The sequence below is a fragment of the Shewanella dokdonensis genome, assembly GCF_018394335.1.
Classification (GTDB): domain Bacteria; phylum Pseudomonadota; class Gammaproteobacteria; order Enterobacterales; family Shewanellaceae; genus Shewanella; species Shewanella dokdonensis.
Genome location: NZ_CP074572.1, coordinates 3,529,840 through 3,546,780 on the forward strand (window position 1 = coordinate 3,529,840; position 16,941 = coordinate 3,546,780).

Here is a 16,941-nt window from a genome sequence, read left to right on the forward strand (position 1 = left end):
AAGTTCCCGGTTTATTCGATGACTCGACGATAGGGTGGCAGCGCATCTAATAATGCTTTCCCGTAGCGTTTGCTGACAAGTCTGCGATCAAGGATGGTAATTCGGCCATAATCTTCCTCTTTTCGCAATAGCCGCCCACAACTTTGGATCAGCTTGCGACTGGCATCGGGAATCGTCAATTGTAGAAAAGGATTACCCCCTTTAGCTTGATATATTCTGAATGTGCCTGTTCTACCGGGGAGGTGGGCACTGCAAAAGGGAGTTTGGTGACAATCAGATTGGTCAGGTAATCACCTGGTAAATCTAAGCCTTCAGAAAAACTGCCAGTACCAAACAGTATGCTGGGTTGGCCACTGTCACAGCGCTGTTTATGGGTTGCCAGCAACAGTTGCCGCGGTGCGCTACCTTGAATAAGTGGCTCGACAGGCAATTTGTCTTTCAGCAACTCAGTTACTTTTTCCATTTGCCAGTAAGAAGCAAACAGTACCAAGGTGGCTTGTTCCTCTTCAACCAAGGCTTTAATCTGCTGCGCCAGCTCGTCGGTATAAGCATCATCAGCCGGTTCTGTCTGCATTTGTGGCAGAAACAGTGTGGCATTGTTTGCAAAATCAAATGGCGATTGCAGGGCCAGATAACGACTGCCATCGTTAAGCGACAATCCCACCTGATAGGTAAAGTGTTCAAAACTGTTGAGTGCCCGCAGTGTGGCGCTGCATAACACTACGCCAGCAGCTTTCTCCCACAGCATTTTTTCTAACATAAAACCCACTTCGATGGGGGAGGCACTGCACAGATAATCAGGCTGTTTGCCACTAATGACTTCAATCCAGCGCGCCAGCGGTGCGCCCTTGGGATTATCTTCTCTGGCCATCATTTTCCAGAGCTTTTGCAGATTTTCTAGCCGTTGCAGCATAAAGCCGCACTCGGTGAGTAACGCTTCTGCCTGATGTTTTGGCAGTTCACCCTCTTTAAAACTCTCATTCAGCAGTAACTGCATCTTGTTGAACTGCTTGAGTGCGTCACCACTGGCTGTGGCAAGGTTTTCAGCCAGAATGAGTAACGGCCCCGGTAATTTGCCATGCTCAAAGCGCCAGCGTTGATCTTCATTGGCAAATAGTTTGGGTTGTGTTTCACAAAACTGCGCCACTTTATTGAGCAGCGATGTGAGTTCTTCTACGCGATCCATCATTGCTTGCGCGGGGGCAATGATATGGTTGCTTTTTATATGTGCCTGCAATTTTCCGGCGAGTTTACTGACTTTATCTAACCAGTCGGTAGCCCCCGTACCGTTGCTTGTGCACTGGAGAAATCACGTGCCACAATTGGCAGGTGATGGGCTTCATCAACCACATAAAAGAGATTTTCCGGGTCGGGTAAAATGACGCCGCCACCCAGCTCGAGATCGGCTAGTAACAGGCTATGGTTGGCAATTAAAACATCCCATTCTTCAATATCTTCCCTGGCCTTATGAAACGGGCAGTTTGAGTGGTTGGCCAGTTGTTTGTGGCAACTGTGCTTGTCTGAGGCTATCTGTTGCCACAGATGATCGGGTAAGGGCGTCTCTAGCGTGTCCCATTCGCCATTCCAACGGCCAGCGCGATAATCCTGCAACAGTTGCTGCAATGATTGAAGCTGCGATTGATCCGGCTTGGTTTGCCACATCGCCATTTGTCCGGTGCTACTTTCGCCAATCAGCATCTCCAATTTTGCCAGACACACATAACGTTGCCGGCCTTTGACTAAGCCAAATTTAAAATCGATACCCGAGTGTTGTAAAAAGAATGGCAGGTCTTTATGCAGCAACTGTTCTTGCAGTGCCACAGTGGCTGTGGAGATACAGACTTTCTTCTTGGAGGCCAATGCTAGCGGAATAGTGCCGAGGATATAGGCCAGTGATTTACCAATGCCGGTCCCCGCTTCAATCACAATAATGCGCCGTTGCTTGTCATATTCACCCGCTAACGTTTTTGAGATTTCCGCCACCATGTAATTCTGCTCCCGGCGGGAGCGAAAATCGGGCAGTGCGCTAGATATCGCCTTATAAATCTCGCGGATCTGGTTTTTTACGTTGGCAGCAAGCATTGAATGGATCCTGGAAAATAATCCTGTATATATTAACAGTAATTTCTTATGCTAATAAACCTTTAATGTCAGCGGATGTGTTTTATGCCCGCCAGCGCTTTTACCACAGTTAAAGGCAGAATTCTTACCCGACAGACGCTCGCTGCCGCCGATGGCATGTGTCTCCGTTATTGTTTGAAGACCGAGTCAGGGCCGTTGACTGTCGACGTTCCAGGTGAATCGCAGGTAGCCTTTATTCCGCAATTGGCTGTTGCTGCTGTCGTTCGTAGATTCCCCGCTGTTGGCTATCGCTATTTACCGCTGCAGGATTTTCAGCAGCAACCGATGGCCGCTATCTATTGCCACAGTCGCAAACAGTTTCGTGAGCTACAGCGTTGGAACCGGGAACATCATATCGCTTTGCATGAAGCGGAAATTCGTCCGCACCAGCGTTATCTAATCGAACGTTTTATCGCCTTGGATGCTGAATTTCAAGGGTATTTTGCAACAGACAAGCCTACACATTTCATCGCCAGTAAAGCGCGCGCTGTAATGCTGAACAAGGACGTTGCACTGAGAGTTGTATCGTTAGATGTGGAGTGTAGTCTCAGCGGCGAGCTGTATTCTGTCGGTCTGTATGGTGAGGATGAGCAAGGATTACCGTTACGCAAAGTGATCATGGTCGGGCCAGAACTAGAAGGCGAAGACTGGATAGATTGGGTGGCAGATGAAAAGCAGTTGTTAGTGTCGTTAGTGGCGTGGTTTGCGGCGTGGCAGCCCGATATCATGTTAGGTTGGTCAGTCGTGACCTTTGATCTGGCGCTGTTATGGAAGCGTTTTGCTTTGTATCAGATCCCGGCGGCACTCGGTCGCAATGGTGCGTTACTTGAGTGGTTGGTTGCAGATAAATTCCGCCCAGAAACATTGCAATTACCGGGGATTGTTGTACTCGATGGTATCGATTGGCTCAAGGCCGCATTTTACAAATTTGATCGTTATTCCTTGGAACATGTGTCGCAACAGCTGCTAGGTGAGGGGAAAGAGATCCATGATGTTAATAATCGTGGAGAAGAAATCACTCGGCTTTTTCAGCAAGATAAACTAGCTTTGGCACGTTATAACCTCAGTGATTGTCGCCTAGTGTGGCAGATTTTTGCCAAAACGCATCTGTTGCCATTTGCTATCGCGAGAGCGCAGTTAACCGGGCTGGAACTGGGGCGGGTCGGAGCATCCGTCGCGGCGTTTAACAATCTGTATTTGCCGCACCTGCATAGAGCTGGATATGTCGCTCCAGCCAATCCGGTGAGCGATGGTTTAGAAAGCCCCGGTGGCTACGTGATGGACTCTATCCCAGGACTTTATCGCGATATTCTGGTACTGGATTTTAAAAGTCTGTATCCCTCTATTATTCGGACTTTTTTGATCGATCCACTAGGAATGATCCTAGGTTTGCAACAGGAACTAAATGAAACGGTAGACGGTTATCGCGGTGCCAGATTTTCTAGAACAAATCATATCTTGCCACAGTTGGTGGCAAAGCTGGCGCAAGCGAGAGAACAAGCAAAGAAGCAACAAGATGCACCATTGTCGCAAGCAATCAAGATCATCATGAATTCACTGTATGGAGTGCTGGGCTCCCGTGGTTGTGTGTTTCACGATGCTAGGCTTGCCAGTTCTATCACAATGCGTGGTCACTGGATCATGCAGACCACCAAAGCCTGGATTGAAGAACAGGGCTATAAAGTTATCTATGGTGATACTGATTCCACATTTGTCTGGCTGGGTGACCATCATGGTATTGACGATCCTGTCGCTTTTGGCCACCAACTTGCGGCAGATATCAGTGACCAATGGCGGGATTACATCAAGCAAACGTTTGCGCTGGAGAGTGCACTGGAACTGGAATTTGACAGCCATTATCAACACTTTTTGATGCCTACGCTGCGAGGTTCAACTGAAGGCTCGAAAAAACGCTATGTTGGCGCCGTGCGTGGTGAAGATGGCAAACTTGCAATGATTTTCAAAGGGATGGAACAGGTTCGTAGTGATTGGAGCCCCATTGCAAAACGAATTCAATATGAGCTGTATCAGCGGTTATTCAATGACCTTGATGTTGCCGAATATTTGGCCGAACAAGCGGAACTCTTGCAACAGGGTAAGCTAGATGACGAATTGGTGTTCACGAAACAGCTACGCCGTGCAGTGAATGACTACCAGTCAAATGCTCCTCATGTAAAAGTTGCGCAGTTGTTAGTGAGCGCATTTAACGACGCATCCTATGGTAAGCGGGGACAAAGAGTGGAGTACGTTATTACCGTCAATGGCCCAGAACCCATTGAACTAAGACGCTCTGCAATCGACTACCGTTACTATCTCGACAAGCAAATCAAACCCATTGCAGAACCCGTCCTGTCGATACTGCAAACATCCTTTGAGTCATTAGTTCTGAAGCAGATGACGCTAATTTAGTTTGTTTTAGTATCCCTTCCCAAAAAATACATACTCTTACACACACCTTGATAAGGTTAACTTTCTGTTTATATTTTGCTCTATTTAAGTTTTAGTATATAAATCTAATTTTTAACAAAGTATAGATTTATATATTGTAGTATATCATTTCGTTAGTTTTTTATCTTATTTTTATATTTTATTCATAATAAATGTGCAAATTCTATGATGTGTATTCGCCATGCAGTGTAACTGTTTGTTGGTTTATGTTCTTATTACGTTGATAAAATGTTATTTATGTGATTTTATAGTGTGCGAAATACTACTAACAAACACATAAATGTTGATTTGTTTATAAAAAGTGTATGGCGATGAACCAAATGCACTAAGCAAAAACAGTATAGTCAAGGGAGACTAGCATGAATCATAAGAATATTTTAGCTAGAGCAGTCAGTCTGGCATTGGCAGGAGGAACTTTAGCTGTTTCTTTTACTGGGTCGGTAGCTGTAGCTGCTGAGGAACAAAATGCGCAGAAAGTGGAGCGAATTGAAGTCACAGGCTCCCGTATTAAACGGACAGATGTTGAAACTTCAAGTCCCGTTATGGTGATGGACGCTACTGAAATCAAACAATCGGGATATGATCGTGTAGAAGATATCCTGAACCAATTGCCTCAAATTGAAGCCGCTGAAACTTCATTTTTAGCAAACGGTGCTACGGGAACCGCAACGTTAGACTTACGTGGATTAGGTTCTAATCGTACATTGGTGTTGATTAACGGCCGTAGAATGCAAGCTGGTAGTATCTACTCGCAGTCAGCTGACGTAAACCAAATCCCCGCATCTTTAGTCAAACGAGTAGAGGTTCTTACCGGTGGTGCCGCAGCAGTTTATGGCGCGGATGCTGTTGCGGGGGTTGTGAATTTCGTAATGGATGATGACTTTGAAGGCTTTCAGTTTAACGCTGGTGCATCGGGGTACCAACATAAGAATGACAACAGCTATATTCAAGGCTTAATGGACGAACGGGGGTATGATTACCCAGACGGCTATAACGGCATTGACGGCAAAGCTTACTCCATGGATATGACTATGGGAGGGAACTTCGATAACGGCAAAGGCCATGCTACTGTTTATGCTGTTTGGCGTCGCAATGACGAGCTAAGACAAGGTAGCCGTGACTATTCTTCGTGTGCGTTGAATAATGCGGGTACAGTTTGTGGTGGTTCAGCAACGGCTCCTAATCCTTATTTCGATGTTTTCCCTGTTGTTGATGGTGAAATGGGAAAAGATGAATTTTTTGGTTTTCTTAACCCGAATGGGGCGGGGTTCATTGAAGATCCTGACGGCGTAATGAACCTCTATAATTATGCCCCTGTTAACCATTTTATGCGTCCCAATGAGCGTTTTTCTACTGGTGCCTTTGTTAATTATGAAATTAATGAGCACTTCCGTCCTTATTTGGAAGTGTCATTTATGCATAACCGTACCGCTGGTCAGATTGCGGAATCAGGTACTTTCTTTAACAATGAACTATTGATGGATTACAACAATCCATTAATGACTGATGCACAAAAAGCCCAGTTACAAGAATATTTTGGTCAGACCCCTGACGATCAATTCATCATGTACATTGGTAAGCGTAACGTTGAAGGTGGCCCTCGCTCCGATAATATGGAACATACTTCTTATCGTATTTTAACCGGTATGGAAGGCGATATTAATGGTACATGGAGTTATGATATTAGCTACAGCTATTCGGCAACATCTTCAAGTTCAATTTACAAGAATGACTTACTAGCTACACAAATTCCGCAACGTGTCGGCGCCGTTGGCACTGAATGTCTAGAGGCCGATGGGTGTTTGTATTACAACGTGTTTGAATTGGGTGGTGTAACAGCTGAGCAAGCAGCCCAATTAGCAGGTGTTGGTACATTAAACGGTATTGTTAAGCAGACAATTTACAACGGTTATATTTCAGGTGATTTGGGCTGGAGTTTACCTACTACAGAGAACACAATCGGCGTGGTGATCGGTGCTGAACGACGTGAACTAGATTATGAAAGAACCGCTGATACCATTTATGCAGAAGGTTTGTTATTAGGACAAGGTGGCCCAACAGAAGATATTATCGGCGATATCAACGTAAATGAAGTATTTGCAGAGCTTGCTATTCCTGTATTAGATAATTTAAATGTTAATTTGGCCGGACGTTTATCTGACTATGATACAACTGGCACAGATTCAACCTATTCAATTGGTGCCGACTATACGTTGGCAGACGCTTACAAATTCCGTGCAAGCTACGCAAGAGCTGTACGTGCACCAAATGTAAGTGAGTTATTCTCCTCTACGGGAATCGGTTTGTGGTCCGGTGCCGACCCTTGTGCAGGGTCAGCAGAAGCCATTGAAAACCGAGGTTTAGATGCGGAAATGTGTGCCCGTACCGGTGTTACTAGTGATTTGTATGGGAATATCAGTTCTTCTCCTGCGAACCAATATAATGAGGTTTCTGGTGGTAATACAGAGTTGAAGCCCGAGACCGCTGACACCTACACTGTGGGTGTGGTCGGTAGCCCATTTGAGGGATTCAACTTCTCCATTGATTACTTTAAAATTAAAATGGAAAAAGTGATTGATAGTATCGGTGCTGAGACCATTTTAGAGAACTGCGCTCTAACTGGAGATGCTACTTTCTGTGATAACATCCACAGAAGCGTTTCGGGAAGTCTATGGTTAGGTCAAACTGGTTATGTTGAAAACGCATTAGCGAATATCGGTAGTCGTACGTGGGAAGGTGTTGACTTAACAAGTGGTTATCAAATGGAGCTTGGTAGTGGTACGTTAGCTTTCTCATTGAATGGCTCATACAGTATCAAGAAAGAAATAGAACCAGTTGCTGGTGCGAGTAATCTGGCTTATGACTGTTCAGGTGTAATCAGTTCGCGTTGTGGCGTAGCGTCTCCTAAGTGGCGTCATACTATTAGAACAGAATATCTTGCTGACGATTATAGTATTGCTTTGAAATGGCGTTTCTACGGAAAAGTAGATTACAACGATAGCACAGATGTTTTAGTCGGCGATGGCATCAGTTCATACAGTTTCTTTGATTTGTCTGGAAACTATGCGGTAAATGATTATATAACCATTACTGCAGGTGTGAATAACATTTTGGATAAAGAGCCTCCGATGGTTGGTGGAACGTTAGCGACAAATGCTAATACAATGTCTGGTTTTTATGATTCGCTCGGTCGTTTCCTATTTACCAGTGTAGGAGTTAAATTCTAAATTCTATTAGTTTGTTTCGTCCTCATATAGGTTGACAGTTTTCAGGCCAGCTCCAGTAGCTGGCCTTTTCTATTATGATCTGCTCCGATACTTTTGGACATCTCGCTAAGTGAGTAAACTCGCTTATTGAGGTGAAGTATGGAGGGTGTTCAATATGGTAATCCCCCTTAAATTAACTGGCGTCAAAAGTAGAATTTTCTCGTACCATATGTGCAGGAGATTCTTTATGAAAACATCAAAATTCACCGACAGCCAAATCATGTCGATCCTTAAACAAGCTGAAGCCGGAGCGCCAGTTCCAGAACTGTGTCACGAACATGGCATGAGCTCTGCGACGTTTTACAAATGGCAGGCTAAATTCGGAGGCATGGATGCATCACTCATGCCCGGCTAAGAGAGCTTGAAGCTGAAAATGCTCATCTTAAAAAAATGTCCCCAAGGGGATAATAATATGCCGAAGAGCGTTTAAAGGTCGAAATCATTCAGGAAGCGATGGCAAAAAAGTGGTAAAGCCGTCGCAACGTAAAGCGATGGCGCAACATGCGGTTTCCAATCGGCAAGTGACTATTCGCTTGGTCTGCGCTGCTTTTTTATCAGTGAAACCTGTTACCGATATCAACCCGTTAACGATGATGAAAATGTGCAGATCGCGGATTTACTTGTTGAGTTAACCGAGAAAGAAACCGATTGGGGCTTTGGGCAGTGCTTTCATTACCTCCGCAACGTCAAAAGTCTTGGTTGGGATCACAAGCGTGTATATCGCATTTACTGCGATTTGGCGTTAAATCTGTGGATAAAGCTCCGCAGAAGATTAAAACTAAACGCACCAGAGCCGCTGAAAGAGCCAACTAAACCGAACCAAGTTTGGTCGATAGATTTTATGCATGACCAGTTTGCAGATGGTCGAAGCTATCGGTTATTTAATGTCATTGATGACTTTAAACGAGAAGGTCTTGCGATAGAAGCCGGGTTCTCTGCGGGTAATTCGGACACTCAACCAACTCCTTGAGTGGCGAACAACACCGAAGGCGATCCGTTGTGACAATGGGCCAGAGTTCATCAGCCACGAATTTACAGAATGGGCGAGAAAGCATGGGATCCGAATTGATTACATTCAACCTGGCAAGCCTCAGCAAAATGCCTACATCGAACGACATAACAGAACGATGAGATACAGTTGGGTCAGTAAACATTTATTTGATACGCTTGAAGAAGTTCAGGACTACGCCACTAAATGGCTATGGTTCTATAATCATGAACGGCCACACAAAGCCAATGGCGGAAAGCCACCCTTAATCTCTACTTTTTACGCAATGTGAAACGCTTTGGTTGGAACCATAAGCGGGTGCTTAGGATTTACCGTGAGTTGGAACTTAATCTGCGGATAAAGCCGAAGAAGCGCTTAAAACGTGATACGCCTGACGCATTAGTGGTGCCGGAGTCGATAAATCAGTGGCGATTCAGTTTGGTTTTTGGCGAGCTGAGCAAACGAAATTCTATTTATGCCACGCTGCATTTATACAAAGCCAATGCTAAAGGCCGTAAAGACGTACGTTCACACATAGCAGGACGTAACCATACATCCCAAGAGAGTTATCGCCTAGGAGCTAAGGAACCTTGGCTATTAGTGTAGTGGTCAAGTCTTTTTGGCCACATCGTTGTAGCTATTCCAGTAACGTTTCTCCGATTCATTTGGCGTTAAACCACCATTGTACGAATGCGGTCTCAGTCGACTGTAATAGCCATGAATATATTCACCAATCTTCTGCTTTGCTTCCGTAAAGCTCACGTAACCTGTCGTTGGAACCCATTCGGTTTTAAGGCTTTTGAAGAAGCGTTCCATTGGGCTATTGTCCCAACAATTTCCTCTGCGACTCATGCTTTGCGTTAAGCGGTAGCGCCAGATTAACTGACGGAATTTGCGGCTTGTATAGTGACATCCCTGGTCGCTATGGAACATCACGTTCTTTGGCTGCCCGCGATACTCGAACGCCATTGTCAGAGCTTGACTGGTCAGATTACTGTCCGGTGAATAACTCATTGCCCAGCCTATTGGCTTGCGGGCAAACAGATCGAGTACCACAGCCAGATAAGCCCAGCGGTTGCCCGTCCAGATGAAACTGACATCACCACACCAGACCTGATCCGGCGCTGTAACGGCGAACTGTCTGTCGAGTAAGTTTGGAATAGCAACGTGCTCCTGAGTAGCTTTCCTGTAAGTATGTTTTGGCAACTGACAGCTGAATAAACTCAGCGCTTTCATCAATTTTCCTGCACGGTATCGGCTCAGCGTAATGTCGTGAGACTCATCGTTCGTGATAATGTCTGAGAGGGTTCTGGCCCCGGCAGAACCGCCACTCTGTCGATACGCTTCACGTACTAAGCTACGCAGCCGGATAGCTTCCGGCGATGGTCGCTTATCGCGCTGCTGCCAGTATTTAAACGTGCTACGGTGGACATCCAGTACCGCACACAGATGATTAACCGAATAACGGTGCTTATTGCTCTGGCTCAGCTTCTCGATTAACGAGAGTGTTTCATGGAGTCCGACATCAACAGAGCAGAAGCCTTTTTTAAAATATCCTTTTCTAATTCAAGGCGTTCAATTTTCTTTTTCAGTTCACGAATTTCGCGTTGCTCAGGCGTCATAGGTGAGGCCTGAGGTGTTTTCCCCGCACGCTCTTCTCGCAATTGTTTAACCCATTTACCCAGCGTTGAATAGCCAACGCCCATCGCTTCAGCGGCTTCTCTATTCGTATAACCTTGGTCAACTACCAGTTGTGCTGTTTCCAGTCTGAATTCGGGCCTTTCTTCTTTGTCATTTTGTCACCTAACTTTGTTATGCTGCCATCATAGCAGCTCTAATTAGGTGGCCAAATTCAATATGCCACTACACCAGCCATTTTGAATGCTCTCATCGATCCTAACCCCATGTCTTTATTTCACTATTTGAAACTCATCGAAGATTTACACTCTTATATCAATTTTGACGACAGTTATGTCGATATTATCTCTTTGTTTTAGCGACAATAGCTTCCAACTTAACAGCTGGCTTGGGTCATTGCGGTAACCGTTAAGGATTAACCGGCGCTATTCTGATTTTGCAAGGTTGGCTTTTTGATTGGTCAGCATGACAATTTGGCCGTTGATCATGCCGATCTGGGCCTGTAGTTGCTGGCGTTGGGTATCCGCCTGTTTGGAGTTATCGCCCCGTAGTTCTTGCAGTTGTTGTTGTAACTCTTTCAGTTGCTGTTTTAACTCTTTAATCTGTTTTTCGATTTTTGCGGCTGGGTCAGCACTATCTTCACTACTGCTATCGGCTTTGGTTTGTGCCTGAGTGGCGTTGTTATGCATTGTGGCACCGTTATCGGATGATAGAGCTTTTAAGGCATCGGCAGAGATAGATACTGTGTCTTTTGTATCGCCATTACTGCTGCTGTCGTTGCTGATGGGGGTACTTGTAGCATTGTCGTCAGTCGTAATGTTGACTGTCATCGATTTCAGAGAGCTACTCTGGCTACCAAGTTGGTTTAATCCATTAACGTTCATCTGCTTATCCCCCGAGGACTATTCGTGACAGTGGTGCTAAATCATATCTGGCTAACGGCCACGGAGCCATAAACTTGATAACCCCACTGTTGCTTTACATTGAAATGTAAGATGGGTCACCTTTATAGCCGATTATAGACTGCAACTGCGACTATTTGCCCCATATGTCAGCATTGAGTGGTTGGCTGGTTGTTGTGGTTTTTTCTGTGGTTTTTTCTGTGGTGTTTTTGGTTGCTGTTGCTGTTGGTTGCCGCAGGTAGTCAGGTACGGGGAGCCCTTGCATGGTCAGATACAGACGCTCGACTTTAGCTCTTGCCCACGGGGTTTTACGTAGAAATTTAAGGCTGGACTTGATACTGGGGTCGTGGCTAAAACAGCGAACCTTGATCTGTTGTGCTAAACCATCAAAACCATAATGCTCCACTAGTGCTGTCAGTATATTTTCCAGCGTGATGCCATGCAGTGGATCTTTGTGATTAGCCTGTGGGCTGTGGTCTGCGGGCGTTACCAAAAGAAAACCTCATACTAATTGTTGGGAAGACTCGGACATTTTAGCACGAGTTCCGCATTAGCATGAGGCTTAACTATTTGCTACCAGTTACGATGAACCAAGTAGTCTAATGTTTTGCTTTATAAGCCTGTAATTGCTGCAAACCACCGGCATTGTAGACATCACTGTAACCCGCTTTTTCCAGTGCAGCTTTAGCAATCCCTGCACGATGGCCGCTGCGGCAATACAGGAGCAGCGGTTGGTCTTTCGCGAGCCCTAATTGTTGCAGTGCTGGTACTATCTGCTCATAAGGAATATTGGTGGCGTCAGCTAAGTGTCCGGCCGCAAATTCTTCAGCGGTGCGGACATCTATGACCTTGGCACCTTTAGAGATTTTTGCAAAGGCAGTGGCTGGATCTTGTCCGCCGTTGTTACCAAAGGCACGCAGACTGACGAACAACACCACAGCCAGCAGCACAAAAAAACTAATTTTCAACATCTTGTAAAGTCCCGATTATTTGCCCAGGGCGATTTCCGCTTCGGTTTTCATCCCTAACTTACGCATCAGCATACTGGCAGGGCAGACACGAGTGAAAGCACTCTGGAACAGGTTGGCACCCACAAACAGTGTCAGCCAGATAAAACCATGATGAACGGTTGCGGTGAGCAGCATTGACAGCATCACCATAAAACCGGCAAACGCCATTGTGGCACGTTCTACAGACATATTAAGCTCCTTTGGCTTCTTCGGCCATTTCGGTTAAATGTGCAATACGGTTACGCATTGCTGCATAGTAAAGAACAGGGATAACCACCAGTGTCAGCAGGGTAGAGATAAAGATACCGAAGATCAGACTGATAGCTAAGCCATTGAAAATCGGGTCATCCAGAATAAACAGCGCACCGATCATCGCCGCTAAGGCGGTAAGAATAATGGGTTTGGCCCTCACTGCGCCAGAGTGGATCACCGCTTCTTCAAACGGTCGGCCTGCCGCGGTTTCCAGATTGATAAAGTCCACCAACAAGATGGAGTTTCGCACTATGATGCCTGCCAGTGCGATCATGCCAATCATGGATGTTGCAGTGAACTGCGCTCCCAATAAGGCGTGCCCCGGCATTACCCCTATGATGGTTAATGGAATTGGCGCCATGATGATCAACGGTACTAGGTAGGAGCGGAAATGCGCCACAACCAGCAGATAGATGGCAATCATGCCGACCGCATAGGCAATGCCCATATCGCGGAAGGTTTCATAAGTGATCTTCCACTCACCATCCCATTTCACGCTGACGGCATTGAGGCCATCCGGCTGATGGACATAGTACTGGTCAAAGCCTAAGCCGTTAGGGCTGTTGATGTCAGACGCCATCTCAAACATACCGTAGAGCGGACTGTCCAGCGGCCCGGCCATGTCGGCCACCACCATGATCATCGGGATCATGTTCTTGTGGATGATCGGCATATCGATAGTACCTTTGTTGATCTTCACCAACTCTGACAACGGTACTGTGCCGCCAAATTGGCTATCGAGTTTCATCGACAGCAATTGGGTGAGATCTGGCTTATCGGCTTCATTAAGCTCCAGGCGGATCGGCACCGGAGATTTTTGCATACTCTTGTGCAGCACATTCACATCTTTGCCGCCCACCGAGGTTGCCACTAAATCTACAATATTGGCGTAAGGTACGCCCAGCAGGCTGGCTTTGCTGCGATCAATACTCACTTGCCATTTCTGCTGCATGGCAGGCAGGTAGATATCGATGTCTACCACATCTTTAGTCTTGTGGAACAAGTCCATCAATTCATGCGCCGCTTGCTCGCGGATGGATTCGCTAGGCCCATAAACTTCGGCAACAATGGGTGACCATACTGGCGGCCCCGGCGGCACTTCTACCACTTTGACATTGGCCTGATATTTTTCACCAATAACCTGCAATGGCCCACGTACGGCCAGCGCAATATTGTGGCTATCGCGATGGCGGTGGTGTTTATCGGTCAGATTGACCTGAATATCACCAGCTTCCTGAGTGCTGCGTTGGAAATAATGCCGCACCAAGCCGTTAAAGTTTATTGGCGCGTGAGTTCCTGCATACAACTGCATATTGCGCACTTCGGGCACGGTAGCCAGATAACCAGAGAGCGCTTTCAGTACTTTTTCGGTCTGCTCAACGGGTGTGCCTTCCGGCATATCAACAATGACCTGAAACTCTGATTTATTGTCGAAAGGCATCATTTTCAGCAAAACTAGTTGTGTCACTGGTAGCGCAATTGCCATTATGATCAATGCGGCTACACCACCGGCCAAACCTAAACGTGCTTTACGGCTGTCAAGAAATGGCTTGATCAAACGGTTGAAGATACCAAGCATACGCGGATTGACCGGATCCGGAGTGTGTTGGTTATCTTCTTTATGGGCTTTCAGCAGATGACGACTGAGCCAAGGTGTTACCACAAAGGCGACACACAAGGAAATTAGCATCCCCATACTGGCGTTGATGGGTATCGGGCTCATATACGGTCCCATCAGACCAGACACAAACGCCATGGGTAGCAATGCCGCAATAACAGTGAAGGTGGCCAGAATGGTTGGACCGCCCACTTCATCGACTGCGGCCGGGATCAGTTCCTTGAAGGAACGCTTGCCCATTGCCATATGGCGGTGGATGTTTTCTACCACCACAATGGCGTCATCCACCAGAATACCTATCGAGAATATTAGCGCAAACAACGACACCCGGTTCAGCGTAAAGCCATAGGCCCAAGAGGCAAACAGGGTTATCGCCAGCGTGATACTAATGGCAATCCCCACCACTAAGGCTTCCCGTAGCCCCATAGTGAACAGCACCAGAATGACGACCGCAGTGGTGGCAAAGATCAGCTTGAAGATCAAGGTATTGGATTTATCTGCTGCGGTTACCCCGTAGTTACGGGAAACGGTGATGTTAACCTTTTCTGGGATCAGCACATTGCGGGTTTGGGCCACTTTGGCGAGTATCGCATCGGCCACATCAACGGCATTTTCTCCCGGTTTTTTGCCAATGGAAATGGTTACCGCCGGGAACAGGCCTTCTTGCAGCTTATTGCCATCACGCACAGTGTTGTAATGCCAGGCACTGGCGGTCGGAATATCTGCCTTGAGGCTGATATCAGCTAAATCTTGCAGAAATACCGGAGCCGCATGGCCGTTGGCATCGGTATTCACTGCGACTACCAACTGTTTAACATCATCGACTGATTGCAGGAACTGACCTGCCTGAACTTTAATTTCCTGATTGCCTTGCACCAGCGATACTGGCATTGATACGGCATTGTTAGCCGTCAGTGCCGTACGGATCTTGTCGTAACTGACGCCGTAATAGTTCATCCGTTGCGGGTCGATACGGACGTTCAACACCAGATCATGCGGTGCAACGGTACTTACCTCGCGGGTACCGGGAATGCGTTTGAGCTCGGTTTCCAAACCATGAGCCACATGGGTCAGTTGTTGTGCCGAAAGCTGTGGATCTTCTGACCACAGTGTCAGGCTGACAATCGGGACATCATCAATCCCCATAGGTTTGATTTGTGGTTGGCCAACCCCAGCACCAGACGGGAGCTTGTCCAGATTGGAATAGATCTGATTGTAAAGCTTGACGATAGCGTCATTGCGCGGCACGCCAACCTTAAAGATCACAATGATCAGCGCACCATCGGGCCGTGAAAACGAGTACAGGGTATCAATGCCCTTAATCTGTGAAATCACTTCTTCCGCGGGGAGAGTCACCAGTTGTTCTACTTCGGCAGGTTTGGCGCCGGGGAAGGGGATGTACACATCGGCGAAGGTCACATCAATCTGTGGCTCTTCTTCTTTGGGGGTGACTATGAGGGCAAATAGCCCCATCAGCAGCCCTAACAAGGCCAGTAACGGTGTGATAGCGCTGTTCTGGAACATGGCCGCCACCCGGCCAGAAATACCAGTTCCTGTGGTTTTACTCATAACCTTGACCCCCGCTTACTGCTGTACTGGATGGGTAAGCAGTATCTGATAGGCGTTAGCGGCAATCACATCTCCCGCCTGCAATCCGGCCAGCACTTCCACATTATTACCGCGGGTTTCCCCCAGCCTTACCTGCTGCAACACGAATTTATCACCTTGTTGTAGGTACACGCCGGAAAGTTCGTTAACACTGTAGAGGGCACTTTGTGGAATTAACGTGATCTCCCGTTCATCTACCGGAAAACGGGCTTTAATCCAACTGCCAGGTAAGAGTGCTGGCGTATTTTCTGGTAGTGGTAGCCGGACTTTATAAGCATGGCTTTGGGTGTCGGTAAAACCAAAAATGACGGGGTTACTGACATGGAACTGCCGACCATCTGCCAGTACTACATCTACTGCCCCGGCGTTAATCAGGGCATCACGGTAACGCTGCGGCACTTGGATAACCGCCCGCATTTTGTCGGTGGCATAGCCTGAAAGTAGCGCTTGCCCAGGGCTAACGGTTTCCCCTTCTTCAACGTGACGCGCGGTCACTACACCTGAATAGGGCGCTGAAACCACGGTATATTTCAATGATTCACGGGCTTTGGTGATCTGGGCGCTGGCGGCACTGGCTGCTTGCTGGGTGGATTTGGCATTGGCAATCGCTTGATCCATCGCGCCTTTGGAAATGGCCCCCTGAGGAAACAGTTTTTGGTAACGCTCTAATGTTTTTTGCGCTTCTACATTTAACGCTTGTGCCCGGGCGTAGTCGGCTTCAGCGGCGGCCAGCGATGCGCCTTGCTCTTTGCTGGTGATCTCCAGCAGCGAGGCTCCCGCAGGCACCAGATCGTTCACGTCAAAATTGAGTTTTACAATGCGACCGTTGGTCTGTGCAGAAACTGTGGCTGATTTTACGGCTTCCAGCGTACCATCCAGCACCAGCATATGCGGCGCTTTTTGCGTTGCCACCGTGATAGTGGCCACATCATTTGCTGCGTGCAGCGCCGGGCTGACAGCCAGTCCTAACCCCACCATCACAGTGGTTAACAACAGTCCTCGCATAGTTTTGCATCTCATAAAAACCTATTTATGAGAAAATTCTAATGGATGATGCTTCAATACGCAACAGCGTACGTGAAAAAAGAAA

The 16,941-nt window shown here is 47.0% G+C and carries 9 protein-coding genes and 4 pseudogenes; 5 read left to right on the forward strand and 8 right to left on the reverse strand.

Annotated features, from left to right (window positions below):
- Nucleotides 1-11: 11 nt before the first annotated feature.
- A pseudogene (dinG, locus tag KHX94_RS17000) lies at nt 12-2,082 on the reverse strand (ATP-dependent DNA helicase DinG).
- Between the two features lie 84 nt (nt 2,083-2,166).
- Here dinG and KHX94_RS17005 point away from each other — a divergent pair.
- The 5 genes and pseudogenes from KHX94_RS17005 to KHX94_RS21900 form a co-directional block, all read left to right on the forward strand.
- A complete protein-coding gene (locus KHX94_RS17005; RefSeq protein WP_213681512.1) occupies nt 2,167-4,530 on the forward strand; it encodes a DNA polymerase II in 2,364 nt (787 codons plus the stop codon).
- Nucleotides 4,531-4,928: 398 nt separating this feature from the next.
- Nucleotides 4,929-7,796 (forward strand): TonB-dependent receptor plug domain-containing protein, encoded by a 2,868-nt coding sequence (locus tag KHX94_RS17010; protein ID WP_213681513.1) that lies wholly within the window; start codon nt 4,929-4,931, stop codon nt 7,794-7,796.
- A gap of 226 nt (nt 7,797-8,022) precedes the next feature.
- A pseudogene (locus KHX94_RS17015) lies at nt 8,023-9,115 on the forward strand (IS3 family transposase).
- Nucleotides 9,103-9,246, forward strand: a pseudogene (locus KHX94_RS17020) (IS3 family transposase); the annotation flags it as partial. The pseudogenes KHX94_RS17015 and KHX94_RS17020, both read left to right, overlap by 13 nt.
- Before the next feature lie 54 nt (nt 9,247-9,300).
- Nucleotides 9,301-9,423 (forward strand): annotated as a pseudogene (locus tag KHX94_RS21900) (IS4 family transposase); the annotation flags it as partial.
- Between the two features lie 9 nt (nt 9,424-9,432).
- Here the strand turns inward: KHX94_RS21900 and KHX94_RS17025 are convergent.
- From KHX94_RS17025 to KHX94_RS17055, 7 genes are all read right to left on the reverse strand, one after another.
- A protein-coding gene (locus KHX94_RS17025) for an IS3 family transposase (RefSeq protein WP_213683501.1) occupies nt 9,433-10,589 on the reverse strand; the annotation gives its coding sequence in 2 pieces (ribosomal slippage) (nt 9,433-10,373 and nt 10,373-10,589; 1,158 coding nt in all).
- 297 nt (nt 10,590-10,886) lie between these two features.
- Nucleotides 10,887-11,345: a FlxA-like family protein gene (locus tag KHX94_RS17030; protein ID WP_213681514.1), complete on the reverse strand. Its 459-nt coding sequence runs from the start codon at nt 11,343-11,345 to the stop codon at nt 10,887-10,889.
- A 151-nt stretch (nt 11,346-11,496) separates the two neighbouring features.
- Complete coding sequence (locus KHX94_RS17035; RefSeq protein ID WP_213681515.1) at nt 11,497-11,856, reverse strand: VF530 family protein; 360 nt, start codon at nt 11,854-11,856, stop codon at nt 11,497-11,499.
- Nucleotides 11,857-11,962: 106 nt separating this feature from the next.
- Nucleotides 11,963-12,334 carry a rhodanese-like domain-containing protein gene (locus KHX94_RS17040; RefSeq protein ID WP_213681516.1) on the reverse strand — a complete coding sequence of 124 codons (372 nt, stop codon included), beginning with the start codon at nt 12,332-12,334 and terminating at the stop codon, nt 11,963-11,965.
- 15 nt (nt 12,335-12,349) lie between these two features.
- On the reverse strand, nt 12,350-12,562 hold the full coding sequence (locus KHX94_RS17045) for a YgaP family membrane protein (protein WP_213681517.1): 213 nt from the start codon (nt 12,560-12,562) through the stop codon (nt 12,350-12,352).
- A 1-nt stretch (nt 12,563) separates the two neighbouring features.
- Entirely contained in the window at nt 12,564-15,812 is a 3,249-nt protein-coding gene (locus tag KHX94_RS17050) for an efflux RND transporter permease subunit (RefSeq protein ID WP_213681518.1), read from the reverse strand.
- Nucleotides 15,813-15,827: 15 nt separating this feature from the next.
- Nucleotides 15,828-16,856: an efflux RND transporter periplasmic adaptor subunit gene (locus KHX94_RS17055; protein WP_244859215.1), complete on the reverse strand. Its 1,029-nt coding sequence runs from the start codon at nt 16,854-16,856 to the stop codon at nt 15,828-15,830.
- Between the last annotated feature and the right edge of the window lie 85 nt (nt 16,857-16,941).

What these genes read in the sequence shown, in the direction of transcription:
- KHX94_RS17030 (WP_213681514.1), bottom strand. Translation starts at nt 11,345, where the DNA reads ATGAACGTTAATGGATTAAACCAACTTGGTAGCCAGAGTAGCTCTCTG.
- KHX94_RS17005 (WP_213681512.1), top strand. Translation starts at nt 2,167, where the DNA reads ATGCCCGCCAGCGCTTTTACCACAGTTAAAGGCAGAATTCTTACCCGA.
- KHX94_RS17045 (WP_213681517.1), bottom strand. Translation starts at nt 12,562, where the DNA reads ATGTCTGTAGAACGTGCCACAATGGCGTTTGCCGGTTTTATGGTGATG.
- KHX94_RS17010 (WP_213681513.1), top strand. Translation starts at nt 4,929, where the DNA reads ATGAATCATAAGAATATTTTAGCTAGAGCAGTCAGTCTGGCATTGGCA.
- KHX94_RS17040 (WP_213681516.1), bottom strand. Translation starts at nt 12,334, where the DNA reads ATGTTGAAAATTAGTTTTTTTGTGCTGCTGGCTGTGGTGTTGTTCGTC.
- KHX94_RS17055 (WP_244859215.1), bottom strand. Translation starts at nt 16,856, where the DNA reads ATGCGAGGACTGTTGTTAACCACTGTGATGGTGGGGTTAGGACTGGCT.
- KHX94_RS17050 (WP_213681518.1), bottom strand. Translation starts at nt 15,812, where the DNA reads ATGAGTAAAACCACAGGAACTGGTATTTCTGGCCGGGTGGCGGCCATG.